The organism is Nocardiopsis salina YIM 90010, assembly GCF_000341025.1.
GTDB classification, from domain to species: domain Bacteria; phylum Actinomycetota; class Actinomycetes; order Streptosporangiales; family Streptosporangiaceae; genus Nocardiopsis; species Nocardiopsis salina.
Genome location: NZ_ANBF01000073.1, coordinates 36,432 through 63,061, shown reverse-complemented (window position 1 = coordinate 63,061; position 26,630 = coordinate 36,432). Strand labels below are relative to the sequence as shown.

Sequence of the window (26,630 nt, the reverse complement as noted above, 5' to 3'; positions counted from 1 at the left end):
GGCAGGGGCGGGGGTCGTCTCCTCGGCTGGGGTTCCGGCCGGGGCGGGCACGTGGTCCGTGCCGTGCTCGGGGGCCTCTTCCTCGGGGACAGCGCCCGGCACGGAGGCATCCCGCACCGGCTCGTCGGCCGGTGCGGGCACGCGCCTGGTGTCCTCCGGTCCGGTGGTGGCGGGCCCGGAACCCACAGCAGTGGCCCCCGTCGCGAGGGCACCTGCCTCTGTCACGGGGACGGACGACTTCCCCAACCCGTCCGTCCCGGAGATGTCGGCTTCCGGTCTGGTCGTGCCGTACCTCTGCTGCACGAGAGCGCCGATCAGGAGGAGGACGCTCGTGGCACCGAGGCCCAGTGAGATGTACACCAGGACGGTCTCGGCGAACACCAGGGCGGACAGCATGACGACGATCGCCGCCAGGACCGCCACGGTCGCAAGGATGCTGAGGATCACGGGTCGACCAAGGCCTTTACACGTGTCGTACCGGAGTCTTCACTTGTTCGGAGCCGAACTGACCGCTGTCGTCACGGCCGTCGGTGGTGGTGTCAGCGCCGCTCGTGCGGGGCCTCACCGGGGTGGTAACCGCCGGGCTGGGCCGGCTCGGGCTGACCGAACGGGTTGGCGCCGGGGTTGGGCTGCTGCTGCATGCCCGGGTTGGCGCCGGACTGCGGGCCCATGGTCTGGAAACCACCCGTGGTGTTCGGGTTGATGTCGGCCGACTTGGCCTTCTCTTCCTCGTTCTTGAGCTCGTTGAGCTGCCGCTCGAAGTAGTCCTTCAGACGGCTGCGGTACTCGCGCTCGAAGTCCTTGAGCACGTTGACCTTGTGCTCGAGCTCCTCACGCTGCTGAACGAGGCTGCCCATGACCTGGCGATGGCGCTCCTGGGCGTCACGGTCCAGGTTCTCGGAGCGGGCGCGGGCCTCACCGATGATCTGGTCGGCCTGGTGGCGGGCCTTGCCGAGGATGTCCTCGGACTCGTGACGGGCACGGCCGAGCGTCTCGTCGGCCTCGCGGCGCGCGTCGGAGATCGCCTGGTCGGCTGTCTGCTGGGCCAGGGCCAGGATGCGGGAGGCGGTGTCCATGTTCTCCTCGCCGCCCATGGCGAGGTTGGCACCGGTCATTCCGGCCGGCATCTGGGGAACGGGGGCCTGGGAAGCCTGCTGCTGGGGCTCGGCGGCCTGGGCCTGGGCCTGGGCCTGGGGCTGCGGGGCGGCGGGTTCGGGCTGCGGGGGTTGCTCGGGGGCGGCCTGCTGCTGCTCCTGCGGCTGCTGGAAGTCCTGCATGCCGGCGTTGGGCACCTGGCCCCGCAGGCACTCGGCCAGCTTACCGCGCAGCTCCTCGTTCTCCTGGATGAGGCGGTCGAGCTCGGACTCGACCTCGTCGAGGAAGGCGTCGACCTCCTCCTCGTCGTAGCCCGGTCGAAGCCGGGTGGTACTGAACTGCTTGTTCCGCACATCGGCGGGTGTCAGCGGCATGTTCGTCTCCTTGGCGCGCTTGGAGTCTGTCCGTAGGGACGCTACCTGATCGTGACCTTACGGCAATCCAGATCATGACCAAGACCACATAACGGAACCCGAGGCTGCTGATTCGTCCTCGGGTCAGGTCCCTAAGCGACTTGCAGTGCCCCGATGAAGCTCATGAGGATCCACACGATGATGAAGAGGACCAGGACACTCAGGTCGAGTGCAATGCCCCCCAACCGCACCGGCTTGATGAACCTACGGAGGAACTTCAGGGGTGGGTCGGTGATCGTGTAGACGACCTCGGCGAGCACGAGCACGAACCCGGTGGGGCGCCACGTCCTGGAGAAGGACTGGACCATCTCCAGGACCACTCTCGCGATCAGCACGAACACGAACAGCTGGAGCGCGATGAGCAGCACGGACAGGACGTAACTCACGGTCGTTCCTCGACCCAATCTCTGGACAAATGTGATGGTCTAGCTCTGATTGAAGAACCCTCGCTCAGCGATCCGCGCCTTGTCTTCGGCGGTCACCTCGACGTTGGCCGGGGACAGCAGGAACACCTTGTTGGTCACGCGTTCGATACTGCCATGCAGACCGAAGATCAGACCAGCCGCGAAGTCGACGAGACGCTTGGCGTCGCTGTCGACCATCTCGGTCAGGTTCATGATCACCGGAGTGCCTTCCCGGAAGTGTTCTCCGATCGTACGCGCCTCGTTGTACGTGCGCGGATGGAGCGTTGTGATTCGAGCGAGGTCTGCCATCGAGGCGGTCGTGGTCGTTCCACCGCGTCGGTCACCCGTTCCCAGGTAGTCGCCGGTGTCGGTCACGTCCTCGCCTCGTGTTCCCTCTTCTCGCGGAACGACTGCGTCACGGTCACGCTGCTCGTCCACGACCTCGTCGAAATCGTCGAACTCATCATATTCGTCCGCATAGCGGTGATCGTAACGGTCGTCCTCCACGAGGCCGAGGTAGACCGCCATCTTGCGCATTGCGCCGGCCATCCCATGTCCTCCGTCGTCCCCGCGGTCTTCACCGCACCCGACATCCTCTGTACTGCCCGCCAACCCCTGCTGGGTGGGCCGTTCGCTCATCAGGGCGAACTCCTCAGACGGGCTCCAAGGTCCATGTGGGGACATTACCCCACGATCGGTTACCGAGCTCCGAGCAACGCCGTACCGATGCGTAGGTGTGTTGCTCCTCGCTCAACCGCGGACTCGAGGTCACCACTCATACCCGCAGAGATCACCGTGGCCCGAGGGTAACGATCGCGTACCCGGCAGGCCACCTCGTAAAGGCGTGCGAAGGCGGCCGAGGGGTCACCCCCGAGCGGTGCGACCGCCATGACACCGCCGATCGAGAGTGCGTCCTGCTCCTCGACACGGTCGGCCAGCTCGAGCGTGTCGGAGGGGTCCACACCGCCGCGGGGGCCGATGACGCCGGCGCGGGAGTCCTCGTCGAGGTTGACCTGGACCAGGCAGGTGAGCTCGCGCCCGGCCTCCGCCGCGCTCTTGCCCAGCGCACGGGCGAGCTTGGCGCGGTCCACCGAGTGCACGTAGTCGGCGTATCCGGCCACGGAACGTGCCTTGTTGCTCTGGAGCTGGCCCACGAAGTGCCACGTCAGGTCGAGGTCGGCGGTGGCCTCGGCCTTGGGTGCAGCCTCCTGGTCGCGGTTCTCCCCCACGTCGGCCACTCCGAGAGAGGCGAGAATGCGCACATCACTGGCGGGATGGGTCTTGGTCACCGCGATCAGGGACACCTCGTCCGGGCTGCGTCCGGCAGCGGTGCAGGCGGCCTCGATCCTGGACCGTGCGGCCAGGAGGTTGGCACGGACCTGCTCGACGCGCTCGGGATCGGTCTGTGTCACGGCGTCGGTACCTCTTCTCGGGTCGTTGTGTGGCGCCGCAGTCCGCCATCAGGGGCGGGGCAGCGCGAGCTCCCGGCCCAGGAGCACCGGGGCCGGGTGACGGTCGGCTCAGCCGCGCCAGATGAAGGAGGCGAAGCGCCCGGTGGGTGCTCCCCTGCGATGGGAGAACAACTCGGGGCTCTCGAGTGTGCAGCGCCCGTCGGCCTCCAGGTGGCCGATACCGGCCCCGCGGAGCTGTGAGGTCACGGCGGCGAGCATGTCCACCCCCGTGGTGCCCTGCGGGGTCGTGGAGGCGGCCTCGGGCGCGAGACGGGCGGTCTCGGCCTGCATCTCCGGCGGGACCTCGTAACAGGAACCGCAGATCGTGGGGCCGAGGAAGGCATTGATGCGGTCCCTCCGGGCGCCCTGGCGCACCATCTCCTCGACCAGGCGCACCGCGACCCCTCCGGCGGTTCCCAGGCGCCCGGAGTGGGCCGCGCCGAGCACACCCGCCTCCCCGTCGGCGGCCAGCACCGGGAGGCAATCAGCGGCCAGAGAGGCGAGGACCAGGTCGGGGCGGGTGGTCACGACGGCATCGCAGGTCCCGACCCCGCCTGGGGCATCGGCGAGCAGCACGTCGCAGCTGTGCACCTGGTTCATCCACACGACACGGTCGGCGTCGAAGCCGAGCCCGGCAGCAGCGGTGCTGCGGTTGGCCAGGACGGCCCCCCGCTCGTCCCCGGAGCCCAGGCCCATGTTGAGCGAGTCGTACGGTGCGGCGCTCACACCGCCGGCGCGCTCGGTGACGGCGGCCCGGACTCCGTGGCCGAGATCGACGACGTTTCCCATCGGTGTGCCTGCTGTCCTTCCCTGACCGGGGAACGGGGCACCCCGGGACGGTGAACGGCCCCGCCACATCGGGCGGGGCCGGTTGACACGTCGATGGTATCCGGGCGTCGGAGAGCTACTTCAGGAACTCCGGCACGTCCAGGTCGTCGGGGTCGTCGAAGATGACCCGACGGCGGGGCGTGGAGGACTCCCTGCGTTCGGCGGAGCTGTCGGAGACCGCTTGGATGTGTCCGGGCTGCTCCTCGCGCCGGTCGGAGGACTCCTCGACGGATTCCTCCACGGGCTCGGGCTCCCTCTCCTCACGCGGGGCGGGCCCACCGTGGGAGAGCGGGGCCTCGTGGGGCTCCCGGGCCGAAGGCTCGGGCTCGGCTGCCGGTTCGGGCTCCGGGCTCCGGGTCCACGGCGGGACAGGTGTCCCGTCCTGGGGCTCGGGTTCCGGCTCCGGGTCGGGGTCGACCGGGGTCCGCTGAACCGGACGGCTCGGCTCTGTCCTGACCGGCTCGGCGGGCCGGGGCTTGGCGGTCCGCTCCGACTGGACGGGCTGCGCGGGCCGGCTCGGCCGCTCCTGTGCAGGATCGGGCCCGGATGCCGGGGCGGACTCGCGCCGCTCGGTGCGGGCCGTCCCGGAGATCCAGGGCGTGCTGCTGGCCGACGTCCCGCTCGCGCCCGCGGTGGGACGGTTCGCCGTGGCGGACGGCTCCCCCCGACCGGACGTGATGCCCGCCTTGGGGGCGTCGGCCTCAGGAGGGTCCACCGGCTTGTGCTCCCGCACGACCGGACCGGTGACCTCGGGTTCGTCGAAGCCGGCCGCAATCACCGTCACCCGGACCTCGTCGCCCAGCGCGTCGTCGATGACTGCACCGAAGATGATGTTGGCCTCGGGCGCCGCAGAGTTGGCGACCAGCTGTGCGGCTTCGTTGATCTCGAAGAGGCCCAGGTCGGACCCGCCCTGGATGGAGAGCAGGACCCCGTGCGCCCCGTCGATACTGGCTTCAAGCAAGGGTGAGGAGATCGCCATTTCCGCGGCCGCGACCGCGCGATCGTCCCCGCGTGCCGATCCGATCCCCATGAGTGCGGATCCTGCTCCGGACATCACCGACTTGACGTCGGCGAAGTCGAGGTTGATCAGCCCCGGCGTCGTGATGAGGTCGGTGATGCCCTGGACACCGGAGAGCAGGACCTGGTCGGCCGCCTTGAAGGCGTCCAGCACACTGACCTGGCGGTCGGAGATCGACAGGAGCCGGTCGTTCGGGATGACGATCAGGGTGTCGACCTCCTCCCTGAGCATCGCGATGCCGGACTCGGCCTGGGTGGCCCGTCGCTTACCCTCGAAACCGAAGGGCCGGGTGACCACGCCGATGGTCAGAGCTCCGAGGGAACGGGCGATGTTGGCCACGACCGGGGCGCCCCCGGTCCCGGTACCACCGCCCTCCCCGGCGGTCACGAAGACCATGTCGGCGCCCTTGAGGACTTCTTCGATCTCCTCGCGGTGGTCCTCGGCCGCCTTTCGACCCACGTCGGGGTTGGCTCCGGCGCCGAGGCCGCGGGTGAGTTCACGGCCGACGTCGAGTTTGACGTCGGCATCGCTCATCAACAGCGCCTGGGCATCAGTATTGATCGCGATGAACTCGACGCCCTTGAGCCCCTCTTCGATCATTCGGTTGACGGCGTTGACACCGCCGCCGCCGATGCCGACGACTTTGATGACCGCGAGGTAGTTCTGCGGTGCTGCCACGACGAGGGGCCTTTCCGCTCGCAATGTGCCTGTCCGGCACCGTGTCCGACGGGTGTGTACCGCCGGGTGTTCGGGCCGGTCCGGCATCCGGTTCTACAGTGTGCGTTCGGGTTCCCGGGACCGTGGGCGAGTGCCCGCGGAAGACTCCGGGTCCCCGGGGCCTTCGGATCCGGTCCGGCACCACCGTTCGGTGATGTGGTCCACCCTGTGATGGAACGGAACGTTTCCCAAGTACCCCGACAAGCGTGTCTTGCTGCTCAGTTGACCGTGATTGTGCTCCCGACAGTAAGCGGGCCGCCGACCACGGGCAACCGATCACGGCATCAGCCTAACGGCGCATAACACGAGGAAGCCAAGCGCCGACCCGGCGCGTCGCGTCCCGAATGTCCAACACCACGAATGGGGTGGACGGCGCCCCGAGCGAACACGGGCGACCGTTCCCCCGTGTCCCGCTTTTCCCGGAGCGTCCGTTTTCTTGGGCTCGGAGTGGTTCGGCCTTCACTTGACGATGGCGAGCTCGGGGTTGGAGACGTCGTAGACCTGCCCGTCCTGTGGAGGGTGCTCGCCCATGAGGACGCGGAGCACGTCGCTCTTGTCCTCGGTGTCGGAGGCGTCTCCCCATTCCACGGTGGAGCCGTCGGCGAGCTGGACGGTGATCTCCCCGCCCTCGGAGGCGTCGATGAGCTGCATCTGCGCAAGGAGGGAATCGGGGGCGGCCTCGACGATGTCGGCGGCGGCGCGCACCCCGGCATTGCCCTCGACCTCGCCGGTCACGCGTACGAGCGGCTGGGCCCCGGGGCGGGTGTCGGAGTCCTCGATGCGGATCCCGTCACCGTCGACGAGCCGGTACCCCTCCCCCACGCGTACGGCGAGCACCGGCCGGCGCTCGGCCACCTCCACGCTCAGGGTGGCGGGCCAGCTGCGGGTGACGTCGACCTGCTCGACGAGTTCGAGGTCGGCGACGCGTCCCTCGGCGGCACCCAGGTCGACACGGATCAGCGGGGTTCCGGTGTCCACTCCCACGGCCTGGACGGCCTCCTGTTCGGGAACGCGTTCCAGTCCCTCGACGGAGACATCGCGCACCACGAGCAGGCGTGATCCGAGCAGCACCCAGGTGACCACGCAGACGAGACCGACCACGAGCAGGGCGACNCCCGCCGGCGGCCGCGTCCTTCGGCTCGGTGCCGGAACCCGCCCGGCCGGCCCCTGTCCTGGTGGAACCCTCGGCCGCGGCGGCCTTCTTGCGCTTGTCCGCCTTCTTCTGCTTACGGGCCTCGGCCTTGCTCGGCCTGCTCCCGGCGGAGGTGCCCTTACCGGCCTCAGCCGTCCTGCCGGGCTCGGTCTCCTTCGGCTCGGTGCCCACTCTCCACACTCCCGTCGTCCACGCACGCCTGGCCCGACCACCCCACCACGCGAGCGACCGGAGGGGTGTGCTGACGAGGCCGGGCGCGCCCCGACCACGACGGCGGGGGCGTGCCCGGGACGAGGGTCAGGCCGGGGTGGCTTCCCCCGGCTCGGTGCTCTCGGCCAGGGCCTCGACGATGTGCGGGCCCAGCTCGGTGATGTCGCCGGCGCCCATGGTCAGCACGATGTCGCCGGGGCGCGCGAGCTCGGCGGCCTTGCGGACCACGGCCTCGCGGCCGGGCACGTACCACACACCCTCCCGGTCGATGCGGGAGGTGATGAGCTCGCCGGTGACCTCGGGGTCGTGGTCCTCGCGAGCGGCGTAGACCTCCATGACCACGACCTCGTCGGCCAGGTCCAGGGCGGCGGCGAACTCGTCGGCGAAGAACCGGGTGCGGCTGTACAGGTGCGGCTGGAACACCGCGACGACCCGGCCGCCGGCCAATTCGGGTGACTGCTCGCCGAAGGACTCCAGAGCCGCACGGGTGGCGTGCAGGTCGGCCTCGATCTCGGTGGGGTGGTGGGCGTAGCTGTCGTAAACACCGACCCCGGCGCCCTCGCCCTTGAGCTCGAAGCGGCGGGACGCGCCGGCGAAGTCCGCGATGCCCTCGACCNNGGCCCCCGCCACGGCCGCCGCGGCATTGAGCACGTTGTGGCGGCCCGGAACGGCGAGTTGTCCCACGATGGGGTCGTTCTCGGCGGTGTGCAGGGTGAACTCGGTGGTGAACCCGCGGGCCCGGATGTCGGAGACCCGGTAGTCGGCCTCGGGGGCCTCCCCGTAGGTCAGCACCCGCTTGCCGCGTTCGCGGCCCAGTTCGGCGACGCTGCGTGCCCCCGGGTCGTCGATGCCCACGATCAGGGTGCGCTCGACCCGGTCGACGAACGAGGCGAAGTTGGCATGGATCTCGTCCAGACCGCTGTAGTTGTCGAGGTGGTCGGCCTCGACGTTGGTGACCACGGCGATCTTCGGCGAGAGCATGAGGAAGGAGCCGTCGCTCTCGTCGGCCTCCACCGCGATGGGGCCGCCGATCCCGGCGTCCGCGCCGAGGCCGGTGGTGACGAGCTTGCCGCCGATGACGTATCCGGGCTCGGCGCCCAGGTGCTGCAGGACCACGGTGACCATCGAGGTGGTGGTGGTCTTTCCGTGGGTGCCCGAGACCGCGATGCCCTCGCGGCCCAGGAGCAGCGCCCCGAGGGCAGCGGCGCGCGGCAGGATGCGCAGGCCGCGGCGCTGGGCCTCGACGAGCTCGGGGTTGTCCTCGCGGATGGCCGAGGAGATCACGAGGGTGTCGGCCGGCCCCAGGTTCTCGGCAGCGTGGCCCACGTGGACGTCGGCGCCCATCTGCTCGAGCTCACGCAGGGTGTCGCTGTCGCGTGCGTCGCTGCCGGAGACCTCGGCGCCCGACTGCAGCAGGACACGGGCGATGCCGGACATACCGGCCCCGCCCAGACCGATGAAGTGGGTGCGGCCGAGCTTGTCGACAGGGACCGGGTCGGTCGGCCGGACCAGGCTCATCGTGCGTCCTTCCCGTCGTCCTGGAACTCCTCGTCGAAGTCGTCCTCGGAGACGTGCATCTCGGGTGTGGGCTTGTCACCGCGGGCGATGGCCATCACCTCGCGGGCCAGCTCCATGTCGGCGTCGCGGCGGCCCATCCGGGCGGCGGCCTCGGACATGGAGACGATCCGGTCGGTGTCGGTGAGCATGGGTATGAGTTCGCCGGTGATCCAGTCCGTGGACAGGTCGGCGTTGTCGATCATGACACCGCCGCCGGCCTGGACGATGGGCTCGGCGTTGAGGCGCTGCTCACCGTTGCCGATCGCCAGCGGCACGAACGCGCCGGGCAGGCCCACGGCGGTGAGCTCGGCACAGGTCATCGCACCGGAGCGGCACATGGCGACGTCGGCGGCGGCGTAGGCCATGTCCATGCGGTCGACGTAGGGCACGGCGACGTAGGGAACGCCGTCCTGGGTGAGGTCCTGGGGTTCGTCGGCGTTCTTGGGGCCGACCACGTGCAGGACCTGGACCCCGGCGCGGGCGAAGGCCGGGACCGCGGAGAAGGCGGTCTCGTTGATGCGTTGGGCGCCCTGGGACCCGCCGAAGATGAGCAGGGTGGGCAGGTCGGGGCGCAGGCCGAAGTAGGCGCGGGCCTTGTCGCCCATGGCCAGGCGGTCGAGGGAGGAGATCTGCCCGCGCAACGGGATCCCGACGAAACGGCCGTTGCGGATCTGCGTGTGGGGATGTCCGGTGTAGACGTGCGGGGTCAGGCGCGCACCGAGCCGGTTGGCGAGCCCGGGCAACGGGTTGGCCTCGTGCACGACCATGGGGATGCGCCGGCGGCGGGCGGCCAGGTACCCGGGGGTGGCCACGTAGCCGCCGAAGCCCACGATGACGTCGGCCTGGATGCGGTCGAGCTGTTCACCGGCGGCGCTGAGTGCTCCGGCGAGCTTGCCCGGAACGGTCAGGAGCCTGGGGGTGAGTTTGCGGGGCAGGGGGACCGCGGGGATCAGACCGAGCTCGTAGCCGCGCATGGGCACGAGGCGGTTCTCCAGTCCCCGCTCGGTCCCCAGGCACAGGATCTCCGTGTTGGGGTCGATGCGCCGCAGCGCGTCCGCAAGGGAGAGTGCGGGCTCGATATGCCCGGCCGTGCCGCCTCCGGCGAGGGCTACCCTCATCGTCGCCTATTCCTCCTTGGCCGGTCACCCGCCGGGACCGGTCCGCTGCTGTGCTTGACCGTTGTCTTGGTTCCACGCGTGCCCGGCCTGCGCGGGGCGCGAGTGGTGCGCCCGGACGACGTCGCCGCGGCCCGTTCGTCCGTGGGGGCGGACGTCTTGTCCAGACCCAGCCAGCTTAGAGCCCTTTGGACCCGACTCGGTCCGCGGGCGGCCAGCGCCCTGGCCGCCTGGGGTTCGGATCGGGCGAGCCCGAGCAGGATCCCGAGCGCGATCATGGTCGGGATCAGCGAGGATCCACCGTAGGAGACCAGCGGGAGCGGGATACCCGTGACCGGGACGAGACCGATGACGGCGGCGATGTTGATCATGGACTGCCCGATGATCCACGTCACGATGCCCGCGGCGGCCAGGCGGGCGAAGGGGTCCTTGACACGCATGGCCACCCGGAGCCCGGCGTAACCCAGTACACCGAAGACGCCCAGGACCACGACGGTTCCGAGCAGCCCGAACTCCTCGCCGATGATCGCGAAGATGAAGTCGGACTCGGCGAAGGGCAGGAAGCCCCACTTCTCGCGGCTGGCCCCGATGCCCACACCGAGCAGACCGCCGGTTCCGAGAGCGTACAGGCCGTGCAGGGACTGGTATCCGTCACCGCCGGGGTCGGCCTCGGGGTCGAGGAATGCGGTCACACGCTCGATCCGGAAGGGTTCGATGGCGATGACGATCGCGGCCAGCGCCATGACCAGCCCGAACATGGCCACGAAGAGCTTGCCCGGCGCACCGGCCACCCACAGGAGCGCGAGGAAGATGAGCAGCAGCACGAGGCTGGTGGACAGGTCGGAGCCGAGCAGCACGAGCATGGTCAGCAGACCGCACCCGGGCAGCAGCGGGATGAGCAGGTGCCGCCATTCGGTGAGCTCGCGCAGTTCGTCCTTTCGCGCGAGGATGTTGGCGCCCCACAGGGCGAAGGCGAGCTTGGCCGGCTCGGAGGGCTGGATACGGAACTCGCCGACCTCCAACCAACGCATGGCGCCGTTGACCTCGGTGCCGTGGAAGACGGTGAGCAGCAACAGCGCCACCGACACGATCATCGCCGGGTAACCGATGAGCCGGAAGATCCACACGGGGGCCTGGGCCGCCAGCAGCATCAGCGGGAGCCCGACCGCCGCCGAGGCGAGCTGGCGCTGGAACATGGAGAAGGCCGACCCGGTCTCGGTGATGGAGTCGACCATCGTCGAGGACAGCACCATGACCAGGCCCAGCCCGATGAGCAGCAGGCTCGAGGCCAGGATCAGGTAGTAGGAGGTCAGGGGCCGGTTGAGCGAACGGGTCCACTCATGCCACAGCGGGCGTTCCCGCCCGCTGTCCTTGCCCTGCTTCTTCTTTTTCGGTGCCCCGGTCCGCCCCGGGGCCGCCGCCGTCGTTGCCATCCCGCACCCTCCGCACGATTCGCGCCTCAATAGTGGCGTACCGGCGGGTCGGGAACCGTGGACATTTCCCGCGTGTTGGCCATCTTCGGCGGCGGTGGGAGTGGTAGTGCGCACACCACCGGGGTCCGCACACCGGACGGTGACCGGAGGTGCCCGAGTAATCACTCAGAGCAGTCGCTCGACCGCCTCCGTGAAGAGGTCACCGCGCTCGTGGTAGTTGACGAACATGTCCATGGATGCGGCGGCCGGTGCGAGCAGGACGGTGTCGCCCTCACCGGCCAGCGCAGCGGCCTGGGCGACCACGGCATCCATGACACCGTGCTCGGCCGGGGCGCCCTCGGCGGGACCGGCGATCTCCACCACGGGCAGGTCGGGCAGGCGCGCGGCCAGGGCCTCGCGGATCTGTGCACGGTCGGCACCGACGAGCACTGCGGCGCGAAGGCGTTCGGCGGCCTCGTCGATCAGGCCGTCCACCTCGGCGCCCTTCAGCAGTCCGCCGGCGACCCACACCACGGAGTCGAAGGCACGCAGGGAGGCCAGGGCGGCGTGCGGGTTGGTGGCCTTGGAGTCGTCGACGTAGTCCACACCGGCGACGGAGGCGACGTGGGAGATGCGGTGCGGCTCGGGTTCGAAGGCCTGCAGGCCGGCACGCACGGACCCCGGCGCCGCCCCGATGGAGCGGGCCAGGGCGGCCGCGGCCAGGGCGTTGGCGACGTTGTGCGGGGCGGCCGGGCGAACGTCGCCCAGGGAGGCCAGCTCCTCGGCACCGCGCACGGGATCGGGCACGAACGCCCGGTCCACGAGCAGGTCCTCGACGACGCCGAGCTCACCGGGGCGCGGGGTGTCCAGGCGCAGTCCGATCGCGGGGGTGTGGGGGTCTCCCTCCTCGTCGGCCAGGCCCACCGACCACTCGTCGGCGGTGTTGACCACACGGGTGGTCCCGCGCGCGAAGACACGGCCCTTGGCCCGGGCGTAGGGGTCGAGTCCACCGTGCCAGTCGAGGTGGTCGGGGGCGACGTTGAGCACGGCGGCGGCGTAGGGGCGCACGGTGTTGGACCAGTGAAGTTGGAAGCTGGAGAGCTCCACCGCGAGCACGTCGTGCACGTGGCCCTGTTCGTCGGGCAGGACCGCGTCGATGATCGGGGTTCCGACGTTTCCCACGGCCAGGGCGTCGCGCCCGTCGGCACGCAGCATCGACTCGAGCATGCGCACAGTCGTGGTCTTGCCGTTGGTGCCGGTCACCGCCAGCCACACCTGGTGGTTCGGGCGCAGGCGCCAGGCCAGTTCGACGTCACCGATGACCTCCACACCGGCCTCCACGGCCCGCAGGAGCAGAGGCGAGTCGGGGCGCCATCCAGGGGAGGTGACGACCAGGTCGCAGTCCTCGGGCAACGGGGTGGAGCCGAGCACGACCTCGGCGCCCTCCGCGGTGAGCTGCGCGGCCAGGGCGCGGGCGGTGTCGTCGTCGCGGCCGTCGACCACGGTGACGTGCGCACCGCGGGAGAGCAGGGCACGGGCCACCGGGGGGCCGGACACGCCCAGACCGGCCACGCACACCCGGCGCCCGTCCAGATCGGCACCGACGTGGTTGTTCGGGGTCTCGGAAGTCTCGTTCGCCATGCCCTTACCTCGGCATCCATTCCAGGTAGAACAGCCCGATGGCCGTGGCCACGAACAGCCCCTGGATGATCCAGAAACGGATCACGATCGTCGTCTCGGCCCAGCCCCTGAGCTCGAAGTGGTGCTGCAGGGGCGCCATGCGGAGGATGCGTTTCCCGGTGAAGCGGAACGACGTGATCTGCACCATCACCGACAGGGTGATGATGACGAACAGGCCGCCGATGAGCAGCAGCAGGAGCTGGGTGCGGGTGGTGATGGCCAGACCCACGATGAGGCCGCCCAACGCCAGCGAACCGGTGTCCCCCATGAAGATCTTGGCGGGCGGGGCATTGAACCACAGGAACGCGATGCAGGCGCCCAGTACGGCGGCGGCCACCACGGCCAGGTCGAGGGGGTCGCGGACCTGGTAGCAGTTGGCGGTCAGCGCTTCGACGCAGGACTGGCGCAGCTGCCAGTTCCCGATGATGATGTAGGCGACCAGCGACAGGATGACCGCGCCGGTGGCCAGACCGTCCAGACCGTCGGTGAGGTTCACGGCGTTGGAGAAGCCCACGATGAGGAACAGCGCCCACAGCACGAACAGGCCGATCATCAGGGGCGGCCCGAAGTCGCGCAGGAAGGACAGCTGGGGGGCGGCGGGGGTGTAGCCGTAGCCGTTGGGGAACTGGGTGACGCCGTAGGCGAAGCCGACGCCGACGACGGCCTGCCCGACCATCTTGGCGCCGCTGCGCAGTCCGAGGCTGCGGCGCTTGTAGATCTTGATGAAGTCGTCGAGGAAGCCGACACAGCCCATCCCGACGAACAGGAACATCACGAGCAGGCCGGAGACCGTGGGGCCCGCCCCCGTTCCCGTCAGGAGCATCACCGCATGGGCCCCGAAGTAACCGACGACGGCGCCCAGGATGATGACGACGCCGCCCATGGTGGGCGTGCCCTGTTTGGTCTTGTGCCCCTCGGGGCCGTCGTCGCGGACCTCCTGACCGAACTTGAACCTGTACAGGAGATTGATCAGCGACGGCATGAGCGCCATGGAGACGATCAGCGACAGCGCCGCCGCCAGGGAGATGCCGATCACTGGGCATCCTCCTCGGTGATGAGGTCGACAACCTTTTCGAGCGCTGCCACGCGCGATCCCTTCACGATGATGACGTCTCCTGCACGCATCCGTTCGCGCAGCGCGGCGGCGGCCGCTTCGGCGTCGGGAACCCGGATGCTCTCACCCTGCCAGTGCCCGTCGGCTGCGGCGCGCTCGGCCCCGGCGGCGATGCCCCGGGCCTGTTCGCCGACCACGACCAGGTGCGCCACCCCGGTTTCGGCGGCCAGGGCCCCGATGCGTTCGTGCGCCCGGTCGCCGTCCTCGCCCAGTTCGGCCATGTGGGCGAGCACGGCGATGGAGCGGCGGCCCTCGGCCAGGGCTCCCAGTGTGGTCAGCGCCGCCCGCATGGACTCGGGGTTGGCGTTGTAGGCGTCGTTGACGAAGGTCTTGCCCCCGTGCTCGGCGACCTCCATGCGCCAGCGGCTGACGGGGGTGGCCTCCCCGAGTGCGCGCGCGATCTCGTCGATGTCCATCCCGAGCTCGGCGGCGGCCGCTGCGGTGGCCAGTGCGTTGTGGACCTGGTGGGCGCCCACGAGCGAGAGGTTCACCCGTGCACTGCGCCCGCCCAGGCCGAGGGTGAAGGCCGGGGCTCCGGTCCGGCCCAGGACGACGTCGGTGGCTCGCACGTCGGCGTCCTCACCGGTGCCGTAGAGGACCACGCGCGCGGACGTGCGGGAGGCCATGGCGCGCACGCGGGGGTCGTCGGCGTTGAGCACCGCGACCCCGCCCCTGCCGGGGGTGTCGCTGCCCGGCGGCAGGGACTCGACGAGTTCACCCTTGGCCTCGGCGATGGCGTCGCGGTCGCCGAACTCACCCATGTGGGCGCTGCCGACGTTGAGGACGACGCCGATGCGGGGCGGGGCGACCTTGCACAGATGGGCGATGTGGCCGATGCCACGGGCCGCGACCTCGAGCACCAGGTTCCGGGTTCCCCCGTCGGCCCGCAGGACGGTGAGCGGGTGGCCGATCTCGTTGTTGAACGATCCGGCCGGCGCGATGGTCGGCCCGGTGCGGTCCACGACCTGCGCGATGAGGTCCTTGGTGGTGGTCTTGCCGGAGGATCCGGTGACCCCGACGACCTGGGCCGCTTCGGCTCCCCGCTCGGGGTCGCCGAGCTGCCGCGCCACGTAGGAGGCGAGGCGGGCCAGGGCTGCGACGACCTCGTCGTCGCCGCCGTCCACCAGCAGATGGGGCTCGTCGACCGGTCGCGAGGCCAGTACCGCGGCGGCTCCGGCCCCGACCGCTGTCGCAGCGAAGTCGTGGCCGTCCACGCGCTCACCGCCCAGGGCCACGAACAGGGCGCCCGGGGCGACCTGTCGGGAGTCGATGACGACGGGACCGTCGACGACGGTGTCGGGGCGCGCTGATCCGCCGAGAGCGGTCTGGGTGATCTCAGCGATCCGATCGAGCGTGAGCGCGATCAAATCCACTCCTCATGTCAGGCCCGGTCCACGACGCCGCGAGGGCGGATGGCCACCCGGCCGGAGTTTCAGGTCAGGGGATGGGCACCGCGGATGCCGTGTGCGACGCGCCGGGCCTCACCACGACGGCGGCCCGTGCCGCGTGCGTGGGCGCCCCAGTGGGCGGCACGTGTCGGGCTGCGATTGCCGGACCTACCTTAGAACATGTTGGGGTGTTCGAGGTCCTCACGGGGCCCGTGTGAAGCAATGTGCTCCACTTCGTGACCGCATTCGGGGGGCCGGGGCGCGATCCGTGCGCCACAGTACGGGGTACGGGCCGGGCCCGCACCCCGAGCGGGGGTTGCTCCAGCGCGTGTGTGTCGCGCGGATCAGGGTGTGCGGTGGATGTCGCGCAGGGCGTCGCCGAGGCGCTCGCGGGCACTGACCCGCAGGCGGTCCTCGATGGCGCCGCGCAGCACCTCGCGGTCGTCGAAGGGCAGGACCTCGCCCTTGACGTACTGGCCGGTCTCGTGGCCCTTTCCTGCCACGACCACGGTGTCGCCGGGTTCGGCACGGGCCACGGCCAGGCCGATGGCGGCGGCGCGGTCGAACTCCACGCTGACGCGGGCGCGCTGGTCCTCGGGGACCTTCGTCACGCCCTCGAGCATCGCGGTGGCGATGGAGACCGGGTCCTCGGTGCGGGGGTTGTCGTTGGTGACCACGAGCTCGTCGGCCAGGCGGGCCGCGGCCTCGCCCATGAGCGGGCGTTTGGCCCGGTCGCGGTCGCCACCGCAGCCCACGACCATGTGCACGCGTCCCTCGGTGGTCTCACTCAGCGCCGTCAGGACCGCCTCGATCGCACCCGGTTTGTGGGAGTAGTCGACGATGGCGGTGAAATCCTGCAGGTGGGCGGTGTTGCCCTCGGCCACGACCGGTTCCATGCGCCCGGGCACCCCCGGTGCGGCGGCCACACCCTCGATGGCGGTCTCCAGCGGGACGCCGGCCTCGACGAGCCCGACGATCGCCGCCATGGCGTTGGAGATGTTGAAAGGGCCGGGCAGGGCGACCGACGCCTTGGCCTCCATCCCGCCCGGTCCGACGATCCGGAAGGTACTGCCGGTGTTGCCCATGTGGACGTCGACGGCGCGCCAGTCGGCGGGCATCGCGGCGCAGGGGTCGGCGTCGGTGAAGCCTTCCACCCCGAAGGTGGTGACCGGGACGCGGCCGTCCCCGGCGACCATGTCGACCAGGGCGCGGCCGAAGCGGTCGTCGGCGTTGACCACGGCGATGTCGCAGTACTCGGGGGTGAAGAGGCGGGCCTTGGTCTCGAAGTAGTCGCGCAGATCGGGGTGGAAGTCCAGATGGTCCTGCGACAGGTTCGTGAAGACCGCGACATCGTAACGGGTTCCACCGACCCGGCCCAGGGCGAGGGCGTGGCTGGAGACCTCCATGGCAGCGGAGGTGACCCCGCGCTCGCGCATGAGGGCGAACAGGCCGTGCAGGTCGGTGGCCTCGGGAGTGGTGAGGGAGGACTGGACGCGCTCGTCGCCGACCTTCATCTCCACGGTTCCGACCAGGCCGGTGCTCATGCCGGCGGCACGCAGCCCGGAATCGACCAGGTAGGTGACCGTGGTCTTGCCGCTGGTACCGGTGGTTCCGACCAGGAGGAGGTCGCCGGCGGGGTCGCCGAACACCCAGGAGGCGGCGCGGCCGAGCGCGGCACGGGCGTCGGGCACCACCAGGACGGGGAGCCCGGTGGCGGCGGCTCTGTCCGCCCCGGCCTGATCGGTCATGATCGCCGCGGCGCCCGCGCGGGCGACCTGGTCGGCGAAGTCGGCGCCGTGGGCGCGCGTTCCGGGCAGGGCGGCGTACAGATCGCCGGGGCCCGCCCGGCGGGAGTCATGGGTGATACCGCGTACGTGCACTTCCCTGCTGGGCGCCTCCTCGGGGGTGTCGGGGCGCAGGTCCGGGCGCAGGAACGTGGTGTCCGGCCCGAGCAGCGTCGCGAGGGCGGACAGCGGACGGAGTTGAGTGTGTTCAGGTCGCATTACCGGTGGCACGTGTGGAGGGTAACGGGTGTCGAGGACCGCTCGGTAATTTCCACGCTGGCGGCGAAGGCACTCACGCGAGCGGTAGCGGGGTCCAGGTTACCGGGGGTCCGAGCCCCGCCCCGGGTTCCGGGGGAGTACCGTCCGGGTGGATCCGGTGCGTGGGTCGGACTGCCGGGACAGTAGGGCCGTTCCGGGACGCAGGGGCCCAGCGTGGGGGCGGAAGGGGTGATCGGTGTGGGCACGACGGGCACGTCCGGGCGTCCTCTGGTCCTGGACGGCGGTCTGGCGACCCGCTTGGAGTCGCACGGCTGTGACCTCGGTGACGCGCTCTGGTCGGCGAGGCTGTTGGTGGAGGACCCCGGGGTGGTCCGGCGCGCACACCGGGACTTCTTCGAGGCGGGTGCGGACGTGGCGATCGCCGCCGGGTACCAGGCGAGCGTTCCGGCGTTGACGGACCGCGGGCTGACTCGGGGGGAGGCGTTGCGGGTGGTGGCGCGCTCGGTGGAGCTGGCCCGTGCCGAACGCGACGCTCACGGGTCGGGTCTGGTCGCAGCGGGTGTGGGCCCCTACGGGGCGTTCCTGGCGGACGGCTCGGAGTACACCGGTTCCTACGACCTGGACGAGGACGGCCTGTACCGGTGGCACCGGGAACGCTGGCAAGTGCTGGCCGACTCGGGCGCGGACCTGATGGCGTGCGAGACGGTCCCCTCCCTGCCCGAGGTGCGGGCGCTGCGCCGATTGCTGGACGAGACGCCGGGCGTGCGGGCGTGGGTGAGCCTGACGTGCCGTGACGATTCCCGCATCAGTGACGGCACCCCGCTCCGGGAGGTGGCGGCCGAGCTGGCGCCCGCGTTCGCCGGGGGATCCCTCGTGGCGGTGGGCGTGAACTGTGTGGCCCCGAGCCGGGTGCCCGCCCTCGTGCGCGCGGTCGCCGAGGAGGGCATGGACGCGGTGGCCTACCCCAATTCCGGTGAGGTGTGGGACGCGGGGTCTCGCCGGTGGACGGGCACGAGCGAGCCCGCCGAGTTCGGAGCGGCCGCGGTGGAGTGGTGGCGCGCCGGGGCGGTACTCGTGGGCGGGTGCTGTCGCACCGGGCCCGAGCACATCGCGGAGATCCGCGCCCACCTGGACCGTGCCGCCCCCTGAACCCTCGTCATGGCGCCCGTCCCCGGCGCGGCCCGCAGGGGAGCGACCGGCTACGGTGCGGGTGCATTCCCCGGTCGGAACCCGGACACCTGGTGCACGCGACCGGCACCGGACGCCGCTGCAGGCACCACGCGGGAGCGGGGCCGGGCAAGGGCGCGGCACCCTCGCCCGACGGGCTCAGCTCTCGTCCTCCTGCAAGCGGATGTTGGGCGGCTCCTCCTCCGTCGGCGGCACACGTTCGGACTTGAGCGCGAAGCTCATGATGTCGTTGAAGACCGGCCCGGCCGCCTCGCCGCCGTAGTAGGCGCTCTGCGGGTTGTGCAGCACGACCTGCACGACGATCTCGGGGTCGTCGGCCGGGGCGAACCCGGCGAAGGTCGCCGTGTACCCGCCGTCGTCGTAGGTTCCGGTCTCCGGATCGATCCGGTTCGCGGTACCGGTCTTACCCGCCACGCGGTACCCGTCGATGCGGGCCTGGGGCGCGGTGCCCTCGTCCGTCGTGACCGCCTCCAGCATCAGGGACAACTGCTCGGCCGTGTCCTCGCTGACCACCCGGCTGCTCTCGCGTTCCTCCGCGGCGGTGAACTCCCCGTCGGGGTCGACCGTCCCGGCGACGACCGTGGGGTCGACGCGCTCGCCGCCGTTGGCGATGGTCGCGTAGACCGAGGCCATCTGTGCGGCGTTGACCGACAGACCGTGGCCGATGGAGACCGACGGCAGCTGGGTTCCCCACCAGTCGTCGGGGTCGGTCAGCACACCGGTCTCCTCCCCCGGAAGGTCCAGCCCGGTCGGTTGGCCCAGCCCGAAGGCGTCCATGTAGGTGTGCAGGTTCTGCGCCCCGACCTCGTCGGCCACCTTGATGGTGCCCACGTTGCTCGACTGCGCCATGATCCCGTTGACCGTGAGCCGCTGGGTGCCGTCGTTCTCGGCGTTGCGGAAGGTCTGGTCGTAGTACTGCAGCGAGTACGGAACGGTGAAGACGCTCTCCGGCGTCGTCGCTCCTTCCTCCAGCGCCGAACCGACGGTGATGACCTTGTTGGTACTGCCGGGTTCGAACGTCTCGGAGACCGCCCCGTTCGACCAGTCCTCCGCGGTGGTCTCCCCCACGTCGTCCTGGGAGTAGGTCGGGTAGTCGGCCATCGCCAACACCTCGCCGTCGGGTCGGCTGACGATGGCGCTGCCACCCTCCGCGTCCAGTGCATCGACCTGCTCGGCCAAGGTCTGGGCGGTGTGCCACTGGATGTCGCGGTCCAGGGTCAGGCGCACGTCCTGGCCGGGCTCGGGCTCGCGCACCAGGCCGCCTGCCATGGGGATCTGCGTCCCGTCGTTGGCGACCTCGACCTGGCGCTTGCCCGCCTCGCCGGCGAGGGTCTCGTCCAGGTACCCCTCGAGCCCCTCCAGGCCGTGGCCCTCCGCACCGACGAACCCGACCAGGTCGGCCGCGCCCGTCTCGTCGGGGTAGACGCGCTCGTAGTCGACCTCGGCGCCCACGCCGGACAGCCCGAGGTCCCGGAACTCGTACCAGTCGTCGGGACGCACTCCGTCGGTGACGACCTGGTACCGGCTGGGTGCGGCGTCGACCTTTGCCGCGACCTCCTCGGCCTCCAGGTCGAAGCGCTCGGTCAGTTCCGAGACGACCTCGTCGCGTTCGTCCTCCTCGATCTCCTCCGGGTCGACGAAGACCGTGCGCACCTCGACCGACAGCGCGAACGGGTTGCCGTCCGCATCGGTGATCTGCCCGCGCAGGGTGGGCACGTCGATGGTCTGCAGGCGTAGCTCGGAGGCGGCCGCGGCGTACTCCTCGGCCTCGAACCCCTGGATCTGGGTCAGGCGGCCCGCGAAGAGCAGCATGATGACCACGATGAGCACGCCCGTGATCTTGAGACGCTTCTTCGGATCGCCCCGCCGGAACGTGCGACGCAGCAGCGGCGGCGGGGGCGGCGGGGCCGAGGCCCGCGCGGACCGGCCCCTGCGCACGTCGCGCGCGCCCGGTCGGGCGGCACCGGGGCGTCCGGTACCGCCCGACCGGGTCCCACCTTCGGGGCGGCGGGGTTCACGCTGGGGACGCTTGCTGGGACGCGAGCCCGAACGGCTCGTCGCTCCCGGCCTGCGGGGGTCACGGGGGCGCCGGTCGCGGGACGAGCTCACTCGGCGCCTCCCTGCCCGCCGATGACCTCACCGTTGTCCGGATCGAGGAAGAGCGGGGCCTCTCCCTGCTCCATGCCCATGTCCTCGGCCTCCTCGGCGATCCTGTCCGTGTTCTCCAGGTGCGCGACCTCGTCCTGGAGCTGCTGTTCCTGGTAGGAGAGCTCCCGGTTCTGCGACTGCAGGCTCGTGATGGCGTATGCCTCCTGGGCCACGACACTGCGCAGTACCAACAGACCCATCAGCGTCGCACCCAACAGGCACAGCACGAGCAGGACGAAGGGGATGCGCGGAGCCCGTGACCGGTGCGCGGCGCTCCCCCCGGACGACGGTTTCGGCGCCGGCCGCGCGGGCTTTCCCTTACTCGGCGCTGCGCTGCCCCGGCCCTCGCGCGCGGGGCCGCGGCGCGTGGTCGTCGTGCTCATCTGCTCTCCCTGCTACCGCGAAGGCCCGCGCACACGTTCGGCGGCGCGGAGCCGGGCCGAGCGGGCGCGCGGGTTCTGTTCGTTCTCTTCGTCCGTCGGTAGTTCCGCCCCACGGGTCAGGAGGCGGAGTTCCGGCTGCCGGTCCGGGAGGGGTACGGGCAGGTCGGCGGGGGTGGTGTCCTTGGCCAGGTCGGCGAGTGCGCGCTTGGTCCTGCGGTCCTCCAGCGAGTGGTAGGACAGCACGGCGATGCGGCCGCCCACAGCAAGCCGTGAGAGCGCGGCCGGCAGGGCGTCCTCGAGGATGGACAGCTCGGCGTTGACCTCGATGCGCAGCCCTTGGAAGGTGCGCTTGGCAGGGTGGCCGCCGGTGCGCCGGGTCGCTGCGGGGATCGCCTCGCGGACCAGTTCGGCGAGCTCGGTGGTGGAGTCCAGGGGCCCCTTCGAGCGGCGGCGCTCGATGGCGCGTGCGACACGGGAAGCGAAGCGCTCCTCGCCGTGCACACGCAGTACCCGGGTGAGCTCGGCGACCGGGTAGGTGTTGACCACGTCGGCGGCGGTGAGCTCCTGAGTGCGGTCCATGCGCATGTCGAGGGGCGCGTCGTGTGCGTAGGCGAAACCGCGGTCGGTCTCGTCGAGCTGCGGCGAGGACACCCCCAGGTCGAGCAGGACCGCCTGAGCGCGGCCCACCCCGGCCTCGTCCAGCGCGCCGGGGATGTCGGAGTAGACCGTGTGCACGAAGCGGGTGCGGTCGGCGTAGGGCTCCAGGCGCCGGGCACTGCGTTCGAGCGCGCTCGTGTCGCGGTCCACCCCGACCAGGCGCATCTCGGGACAGGCCTTGAGCAGGGCCTCGGAGTGCCCGCCCAGGCCGAGGGTGCCGTCGACGAGGACAGCGCCCGGTTCGGTGAGGGCGGGGGCAAGCAGTTCGACGATGCGGTCGAGCATGACCGGAACGTGGAGGGGGTCGAGCCCTTCCCGGGCCGCACGGACGCGGTCGGCCAGGTCGGCGCTCCGGGTCCTGCCGTCTGTACTGGTGTGCTCCGCGTCGTCCCCGTCGGGACGATCGTCGCTTCGGGTCTCCCCCATGCGGTGGTCTTCCTCCACGCTCCGTGCCGTCCTCCCCGTCGTCGGCTCCCCGCCGGGCGGGGACACCGGTGTGTTCGCGTGGCCCGACCGAACCCGGCCGGGCCCACCGAGCACGGCCGCCATTGTCCACCTTCCGGTGGCTGTGGCGCTCACGACCTGGCACCGGGGAAGTCGCGCCAGCTCGTGTGTGCCGTGCTCGGCGAGGCCCGGCCGGCCTCGGCTCGCAAGGGAGTCGACGTGGGGCCGTGCGTTCGGCGGACTTTCCCGCCGACTCACAGCACCCCGGGCAGCACCTCCTCCGACAGACGGGCGAAGGCCGGTTCCTGCTCGGCCTCGTAGTCGGCCCAGGCCTGGGAGGACCAGATCTCCAGGCGTGTGTTGGCCCCGATGACCACGCAGTCGCGCTCCAACCCCGCGTAGTCGCGGAGTTGGGGCGGGATGGTGACCCGGCCCTGCTTGTCGCACGACTCGTCCGAGGCACTGGCGAAGAGGATCCTGCTGTAGTCCCGCACGGCCTTGTCGGTGACCGGCGCCGTGCGCAGCGCTTGGGTCAGGCGGGCGAACTCCACGACGGGGAAGACGTAGAGGCAGTGTTCCTGGCCCTTCGTGATCACCAACCCCCCGGACAGTTCGTCGCGGTACTTCGCCGGAAGGAACAGGCGCCCCTTCGGGTCGAGGCGAGGCGTATGGGTTCCGAGGAACATCACGCTCACCTCCTCGCCCCTGGTGGTGTGGGAGAACCTCCTCCCCCACGTCGCTCCACCTTACTCCACTCCACCCCACGGTCAACAGTTCCTGTCGCGCGGGAACGCCGTGAGTTTCGGGGTTTTCGCAGTTCATAGGGGTGGAGCGCGGTGGAGGGTGTGCGCGATCGTGCGGATGCACACGCACAGGGCGGACACCGGGGCACGGGAGGCGCACGGGGGCGGTCCGGCCGCGTTCGGTGGGCTTCGTCCCGCTCGGGCCGCAACGGCGGCCAATTCCGGCAATCGAGGTTTGCAATCGCCCGGATTCGGCCTAGCCTCGGTTCGCAAGCACCGGCCGCCCGCCAGGCGGGGCCACAGGGATCGGGGGGATCTCGTGTCACTCGGCACACAGCACGACGGCCAGGGGGGTGGCGTCCGCGCCGAGGTCGGCGGCGTCGTCACCGCTGCCGGACGTATCCGCAGCGCCATCGAGACGGTCATCGAGGGCAAGCCCGATGTCCTGCGCCTCACACTGACGGTGCTGCTCGCGGAAGGCCATCTGCTCATCGAGGACGTCCCGGGTGTGGGCAAGACGATGCTCGCCAAGGCCCTGGGACGAGCAGTGGACTGCTCGGTGCAGCGGGTGCAGTTCACCCCGGACCTGTTGCCCAGCGACATCACCGGCGTGAGCGTCTATCACCAGGACCGCCACGAGTTCGAATTCAACCCGGGCCCGGTCTTCGCCAATATCGTGCTCGGCGACGAGATCAACCGCGCCTCGCCCAAGACCCAGTCAGCGCTCCTGGAGTGCATGGAGGAACGGCAGGTCAGCGTGGACGGGCAGACCCGGGCGCTGGAGCGGCCGTTCATGGTCGTGGCCACCCAGAACCCGGGGGAGATGGAGGGCACCTACGCCCTGCCCGAGGCGCAGCGGGACCGGTTCATGGCGCGTGTCTCGGTGGGATACCCGGCTCCGCAGGACGAGCTGGACATGATCGACTCCCACAGCGCCGACTCACCCCTGGACTCGCTCGCACCGGTGGCCGACGCCGCCCAACTCCGCGAGCTCGCCGACGGGGTCCGCCAGGTGCACGTGGCACCCGGGATGCGCCGCTACGTCGTCGACCTGGTCAACGCCACCCGCACCGCTCCCGAGCTCCACCTGGGTGCCTCGCCCCGCGCAACCCTGCACCTGGTGCGCGCCGCCCGTGCCCACGCGGCCCTCGACGGACGCCACTACGTGGTCCCCGACGACGTGCAGGCCCTGGCCGTCCCGGTGCTGGCCCACCGGCTGCTGCCCGGCCCGGAGGCGCGGATGGAACGCCTGAGCCCGGAACAGATCGTGTCCCGGATCGTGGCCCGCCTTCCGGTCCCCGGTCCCCAGTAACCCCGGGGGCGCCGGCGCCGGCGCCCCTCCCCGATCCCCGAGAGAGGGTCCATGCGCCCGCGACGAACCCTCACCGCACGAGGCGTCTGCATGCTGGTCTTCGGCCTGGCCGCCCTCGTGGCGGGCCTGGTGGTCGGGCAGTTCGAGCTCGTGGGGGTCGGTGTCTTCCTGCTCTCCGTACCCCCGTTGTCCGCCCTGACCGTGCTCGGCGCCGGTTCCCGGGTGGTGCAGAGCCGCCTTGTTCGGCCGCCGCACGTTCAGGCGGGGCAGAGCGCGCGTGTGCTGCTGCGGGTGGGAAACTCCTCCTCCGTGTGGCCGGTGCCGTCGGTGTCCCTGGCCGACGCGGTGCCGGTGCGGTTGGGTGAGGAGCCCCGTTTCGACGTGGGGCACCTGAGTGCGCGGGCGGTGCGTGACGTGGGGTACCTGGTGCAGCCGCAGGTGCGCGGGCGATACCCGATCGGGCCGCTGCGGGTGGTCATCGGCGATCCGCTGGGATGCGTGCGCGTCTCCCGCGATGTCGACGCTCCCGCGTCACTGCTGGTCACCCCGCGGGCGCTGCCGCTGTCCCCGGTGGAGGTGCGGGGCGGTCCGCAGGGCGAGCACACCCCACTGCGTTCATCGGCGGGGATCGGCGAACAGGACCCGGTTCCGCGCGAGTACCAGCACGGCGACGAGCTACGGCGGGTGCACTGGAGGTCGACCGCCAAGCACGGCGAGCTCATGGTGCGCCGCGACGAGCAGCACCAGCGCGAACACAGCGTCCTGCTGGTGGACACCCGCACGGGCGCGCACCGGGGCGAGCAGGCGGAGTCCTCGTTGGAGACAGCCGTGACCACCGCGGCGTCGGTGGCGGTGCGTTGCCTCCAGGACGGCCACGACCTGGACCTGTACGGGGCCGACGGCCCCCTGCCGGTCTCAGGGGCCTCGGGGATTCTCGACGGGCTGGCCGTGGCCGAGGCCTCCGACGCCCCCCACCTGATGCCGGCGATCTCCGCGCTGGGTTCGGGGCGCGGCCCCTCCCCCGGCCTGGTCACGGCAGTGCTGGGCGCGATCAGCCCCGAGGAGGCGGACGCGCTCGCCCGCACCGGACACGAGGCGCGCAAGGTGGCGGTGCTGTGCACCGGGGCGGCCTGGTCCTCGGGCGAAGCACTGCACGGCGCTGAACGCGTGCTCACCGCGAGCGGCTGGCACGTGCTGTTGCTGTCCCACCCCGACCGACTCCCCCAGCTGTGGCGCGCGGCCGGTGAGGGGCTCCTCACCGCCGCAGCGCCGCGTGTGTTCACGGAGGGCCCGCTGTGAGAGCACTGATGCCGTCGGCCACGTTGTTGTGCATGGTCACGGCCCTGCCCCTGTTGGCGCCGCTGTTGAGCGGCGACGGGTGGTGGGTGCCCGCGCTGGTGCTGATGGCGGCGGCCTCCGCGGTCTCCGCGCTGTACCGGCTGAGCGGATGGAACGCCGCACCGGTGCCGTTCCTGCAGGCGTTGCTGGTGTTCCTGCTGGTGACACCGTTGTTCGCCCCGCACACCGCGCTGTTGGGGGTGATCCCGAACGGGCAGTCGGTGAGCTATCTGGTGCAGCTCTTCTCCCAGGGCACGGCCACCATCAACGAGAGCTCCGTACCGGTCTCGGCCAACGCCGGGCTCACGCTCGTCGTCGCCCTGACGTTCGCGGTCTTCGGGATGGTGGCGGACTTCCTCGCGGTGACGGCGCGGTGCGCAGGCATGGTCGGCGGTCTGCTGCTGACACTCATGGCCGTGCCCCTGGTCGTGGATCCGGCCGGTCTGGAACTGTGGCAGGCGCTGTGGTGCGCGTCCGGTTACGTGGCGCTGCTGGCGGTGGACACCTGGATCCGCCGTCGTGCGTGGGGGGACCCGGTGCCCTCCCCCGCGCCCGGCGAACGGGTGCTGGCGGGTGTGCGCCGGGCCGGTACCGCCGCGCTGGCCGGGACGGCGGCGGTGCTCATGGCGGTGACGCTCCCGCTCGCCGTGCCCTCACTGCGCACGGACGCGTTCTACGACCTGGCCGACGGGAGCCATCCCGGGTTCGGTGAGGACGTGGTGACCACGACACACCCGCTGGTGTCGATGCGGCGGGAGCTCGCATCGGACTCAGACAGCACCGTGCTGACCTACCGGACTGACACCGAGGACCCCGACTACCTGCGTACCTACGTGCTGGACCGATTCGACGGCGAGAA

The 26,630-nt window shown here is 70.9% G+C and carries 21 protein-coding genes and 2 pseudogenes; 4 read left to right on the top strand and 19 right to left on the bottom strand.

The genetic code is table 11. The features are described 5' to 3' along the window. From D474_RS0107495 to D474_RS0107425, 15 genes and pseudogenes are all read right to left on the bottom strand, one after another. A pseudogene (locus D474_RS0107495) lies at nt 1-447 on the bottom strand (AAA family ATPase); the annotation flags it as partial. Nucleotides 448-539: 92 nt separating this feature from the next. Next, nucleotides 540-1,469: a DivIVA domain-containing protein gene (locus D474_RS0107490; protein ID WP_017612965.1), complete on the bottom strand. Its 930-nt coding sequence runs from the start codon at nt 1,467-1,469 to the stop codon at nt 540-542. A gap of 131 nt (nt 1,470-1,600) precedes the next feature. Further along, a complete protein-coding gene (locus D474_RS0107485) occupies nt 1,601-1,894 on the bottom strand; it encodes a YggT family protein (protein ID WP_017612964.1) in 294 nt (97 codons plus the stop codon). 39 nt (nt 1,895-1,933) lie between these two features. Then, a complete protein-coding gene (locus D474_RS0107480; RefSeq protein ID WP_017612963.1) occupies nt 1,934-2,461 on the bottom strand; it encodes a cell division protein SepF in 528 nt (175 codons plus the stop codon). Between the two features lie 149 nt (nt 2,462-2,610). Beyond that, nucleotides 2,611-3,324, bottom strand: coding sequence for a YggS family pyridoxal phosphate-dependent enzyme (locus D474_RS0107475; protein ID WP_017612962.1), 714 nt, complete (start codon nt 3,322-3,324; stop codon nt 2,611-2,613). 108 nt (nt 3,325-3,432) lie between these two features. Then, nucleotides 3,433-4,152, bottom strand: a complete 720-nt coding sequence (gene pgeF, locus D474_RS0107470; RefSeq protein ID WP_017612961.1) for a peptidoglycan editing factor PgeF — start codon at nt 4,150-4,152, stop codon at nt 3,433-3,435. Nucleotides 4,153-4,267: 115 nt separating this feature from the next. Beyond that, nucleotides 4,268-5,887: a cell division protein FtsZ gene (ftsZ, locus tag D474_RS0107465; RefSeq protein WP_017612960.1), complete on the bottom strand. Its 1,620-nt coding sequence runs from the start codon at nt 5,885-5,887 to the stop codon at nt 4,268-4,270. Between the two features lie 498 nt (nt 5,888-6,385). Beyond that, nucleotides 6,386-7,027 carry a cell division protein FtsQ/DivIB gene (locus D474_RS0107460; RefSeq protein ID WP_017612959.1) on the bottom strand — a complete coding sequence of 214 codons (642 nt, stop codon included), beginning with the start codon at nt 7,025-7,027 and terminating at the stop codon, nt 6,386-6,388. Nucleotides 7,028-7,376: 349 nt separating this feature from the next. After that, nucleotides 7,377-8,807, bottom strand: a complete 1,431-nt coding sequence (murC, locus tag D474_RS0107455) for a UDP-N-acetylmuramate--L-alanine ligase (protein WP_017612958.1) — start codon at nt 8,805-8,807, stop codon at nt 7,377-7,379. Then, nucleotides 8,804-9,964 (bottom strand): undecaprenyldiphospho-muramoylpentapeptide beta-N-acetylglucosaminyltransferase, encoded by a 1,161-nt coding sequence (gene murG / locus D474_RS0107450; RefSeq protein ID WP_017612957.1) that lies wholly within the window; start codon nt 9,962-9,964, stop codon nt 8,804-8,806. The genes murC and murG overlap by 4 nt, the downstream gene beginning before the upstream one ends. Beyond that, complete coding sequence (ftsW, locus tag D474_RS0107445; protein WP_017612956.1) at nt 9,961-11,394, bottom strand: putative lipid II flippase FtsW; 1,434 nt, start codon at nt 11,392-11,394, stop codon at nt 9,961-9,963. Before ftsW ends, murG begins: the two co-directional genes overlap by 4 nt. A 165-nt stretch (nt 11,395-11,559) precedes the next feature. Then, the gene (gene murD / locus D474_RS0107440) at nt 11,560-13,014 is read right to left on the bottom strand and encodes a UDP-N-acetylmuramoyl-L-alanine--D-glutamate ligase (RefSeq protein WP_017612955.1); all 1,455 of its coding nucleotides are present in this window, start codon (nt 13,012-13,014) and stop codon (nt 11,560-11,562) included. Between the two features lie 4 nt (nt 13,015-13,018). Further along, a complete protein-coding gene (gene mraY / locus D474_RS0107435) occupies nt 13,019-14,089 on the bottom strand; it encodes a phospho-N-acetylmuramoyl-pentapeptide-transferase (RefSeq protein ID WP_017612954.1) in 1,071 nt (356 codons plus the stop codon). Beyond that, complete coding sequence (locus D474_RS0107430; RefSeq protein ID WP_017612953.1) at nt 14,086-15,534, bottom strand: UDP-N-acetylmuramoyl-tripeptide--D-alanyl-D-alanine ligase; 1,449 nt, start codon at nt 15,532-15,534, stop codon at nt 14,086-14,088. Before D474_RS0107430 ends, mraY begins: the two co-directional genes overlap by 4 nt. A 365-nt stretch (nt 15,535-15,899) precedes the next feature. Then, on the bottom strand, nt 15,900-17,558 hold the full coding sequence (locus D474_RS0107425; RefSeq protein ID WP_017612952.1) for a UDP-N-acetylmuramoyl-L-alanyl-D-glutamate--2,6-diaminopimelate ligase: 1,659 nt from the start codon (nt 17,556-17,558) through the stop codon (nt 15,900-15,902). Between the two features lie 228 nt (nt 17,559-17,786). On the opposite strand from D474_RS0107425, the gene mmuM reads away from it, so the two are divergent. Then, nucleotides 17,787-18,707, top strand: coding sequence for a homocysteine S-methyltransferase (mmuM, locus tag D474_RS0107420; protein WP_017612951.1), 921 nt, complete (start codon nt 17,787-17,789; stop codon nt 18,705-18,707). A gap of 177 nt (nt 18,708-18,884) precedes the next feature. Here the strand turns inward: mmuM and D474_RS0107415 are convergent, their stop codons facing one another. The 4 genes from D474_RS0107415 to mraZ form a co-directional block, all read right to left on the bottom strand. Further along, complete coding sequence (locus D474_RS0107415; RefSeq protein ID WP_026118258.1) at nt 18,885-20,855, bottom strand: peptidoglycan D,D-transpeptidase FtsI family protein; 1,971 nt, start codon at nt 20,853-20,855, stop codon at nt 18,885-18,887. Further along, on the bottom strand, nt 20,852-21,277 hold the full coding sequence (locus D474_RS0107410; RefSeq protein ID WP_017612949.1) for an FtsB/FtsL family cell division protein: 426 nt from the start codon (nt 21,275-21,277) through the stop codon (nt 20,852-20,854). The genes D474_RS0107415 and D474_RS0107410 overlap by 4 nt, the downstream gene beginning before the upstream one ends. A 12-nt stretch (nt 21,278-21,289) precedes the next feature. Then, the gene (gene rsmH, locus D474_RS0107405) at nt 21,290-22,360 is read right to left on the bottom strand and encodes a 16S rRNA (cytosine(1402)-N(4))-methyltransferase RsmH (RefSeq protein ID WP_017612948.1); all 1,071 of its coding nucleotides are present in this window, start codon (nt 22,358-22,360) and stop codon (nt 21,290-21,292) included. Nucleotides 22,361-22,632: 272 nt separating this feature from the next. Beyond that, complete coding sequence (gene mraZ, locus D474_RS0107400; RefSeq protein ID WP_017612947.1) at nt 22,633-23,064, bottom strand: division/cell wall cluster transcriptional repressor MraZ; 432 nt, start codon at nt 23,062-23,064, stop codon at nt 22,633-22,635. A 376-nt stretch (nt 23,065-23,440) separates the two neighbouring features. Between mraZ and D474_RS0107395 the strand changes: the two genes are divergently transcribed. From D474_RS0107395 to D474_RS33215, 3 genes and pseudogenes are all read left to right on the top strand, one after another. Then, nucleotides 23,441-24,433: an AAA family ATPase gene (locus D474_RS0107395; protein WP_017612946.1), complete on the top strand. Its 993-nt coding sequence runs from the start codon at nt 23,441-23,443 to the stop codon at nt 24,431-24,433. 90 nt (nt 24,434-24,523) lie between these two features. Continuing rightward, nucleotides 24,524-25,732, top strand: coding sequence for a DUF58 domain-containing protein (locus D474_RS27920; RefSeq protein ID WP_017612945.1), 1,209 nt, complete (start codon nt 24,524-24,526; stop codon nt 25,730-25,732). Nucleotides 25,733-25,740: 8 nt separating this feature from the next. Beyond that, nucleotides 25,741-26,568 (top strand): annotated as a pseudogene (locus D474_RS33215) (DUF3488 domain-containing protein); the annotation flags it as partial. Nucleotides 26,569-26,630: the final 62 nt, after the last annotated feature.

Coding starts and splice junctions, on each gene's coding strand:
- D474_RS0107490 (WP_017612965.1), bottom strand. CDS start 1,469: ATGCCGCTGACACCCGCCGATGTGCGGAACAAGCAGTTCAGTACCACC.
- D474_RS0107480 (WP_017612963.1), bottom strand. CDS start 2,461: ATGGCCGGCGCAATGCGCAAGATGGCGGTCTACCTCGGCCTCGTGGAG.
- pgeF (WP_017612961.1), bottom strand. CDS start 4,152: ATGGGAAACGTCGTCGATCTCGGCCACGGAGTCCGGGCCGCCGTCACC.
- murG (WP_017612957.1), bottom strand. CDS start 9,964: ATGAGGGTAGCCCTCGCCGGAGGCGGCACGGCCGGGCATATCGAGCCC.
- ftsW (WP_017612956.1), bottom strand. CDS start 11,394: ATGGCAACGACGGCGGCGGCCCCGGGGCGGACCGGGGCACCGAAAAAG.
- murD (WP_017612955.1), bottom strand. CDS start 13,014: ATGGCGAACGAGACTTCCGAGACCCCGAACAACCACGTCGGTGCCGAT.
- D474_RS0107425 (WP_017612952.1), bottom strand. CDS start 17,558: ATGCGACCTGAACACACTCAACTCCGTCCGCTGTCCGCCCTCGCGACG.
- D474_RS0107410 (WP_017612949.1), bottom strand. CDS start 21,277: ATGAGCACGACGACCACGCGCCGCGGCCCCGCGCGCGAGGGCCGGGGC.
- rsmH (WP_017612948.1), bottom strand. CDS start 22,360: ATGGGGGAGACCCGAAGCGACGATCGTCCCGACGGGGACGACGCGGAG.
- mraZ (WP_017612947.1), bottom strand. CDS start 23,064: ATGTTCCTCGGAACCCATACGCCTCGCCTCGACCCGAAGGGGCGCCTG.
- D474_RS27920 (WP_017612945.1), top strand. CDS start 24,524: ATGCTGGTCTTCGGCCTGGCCGCCCTCGTGGCGGGCCTGGTGGTCGGG.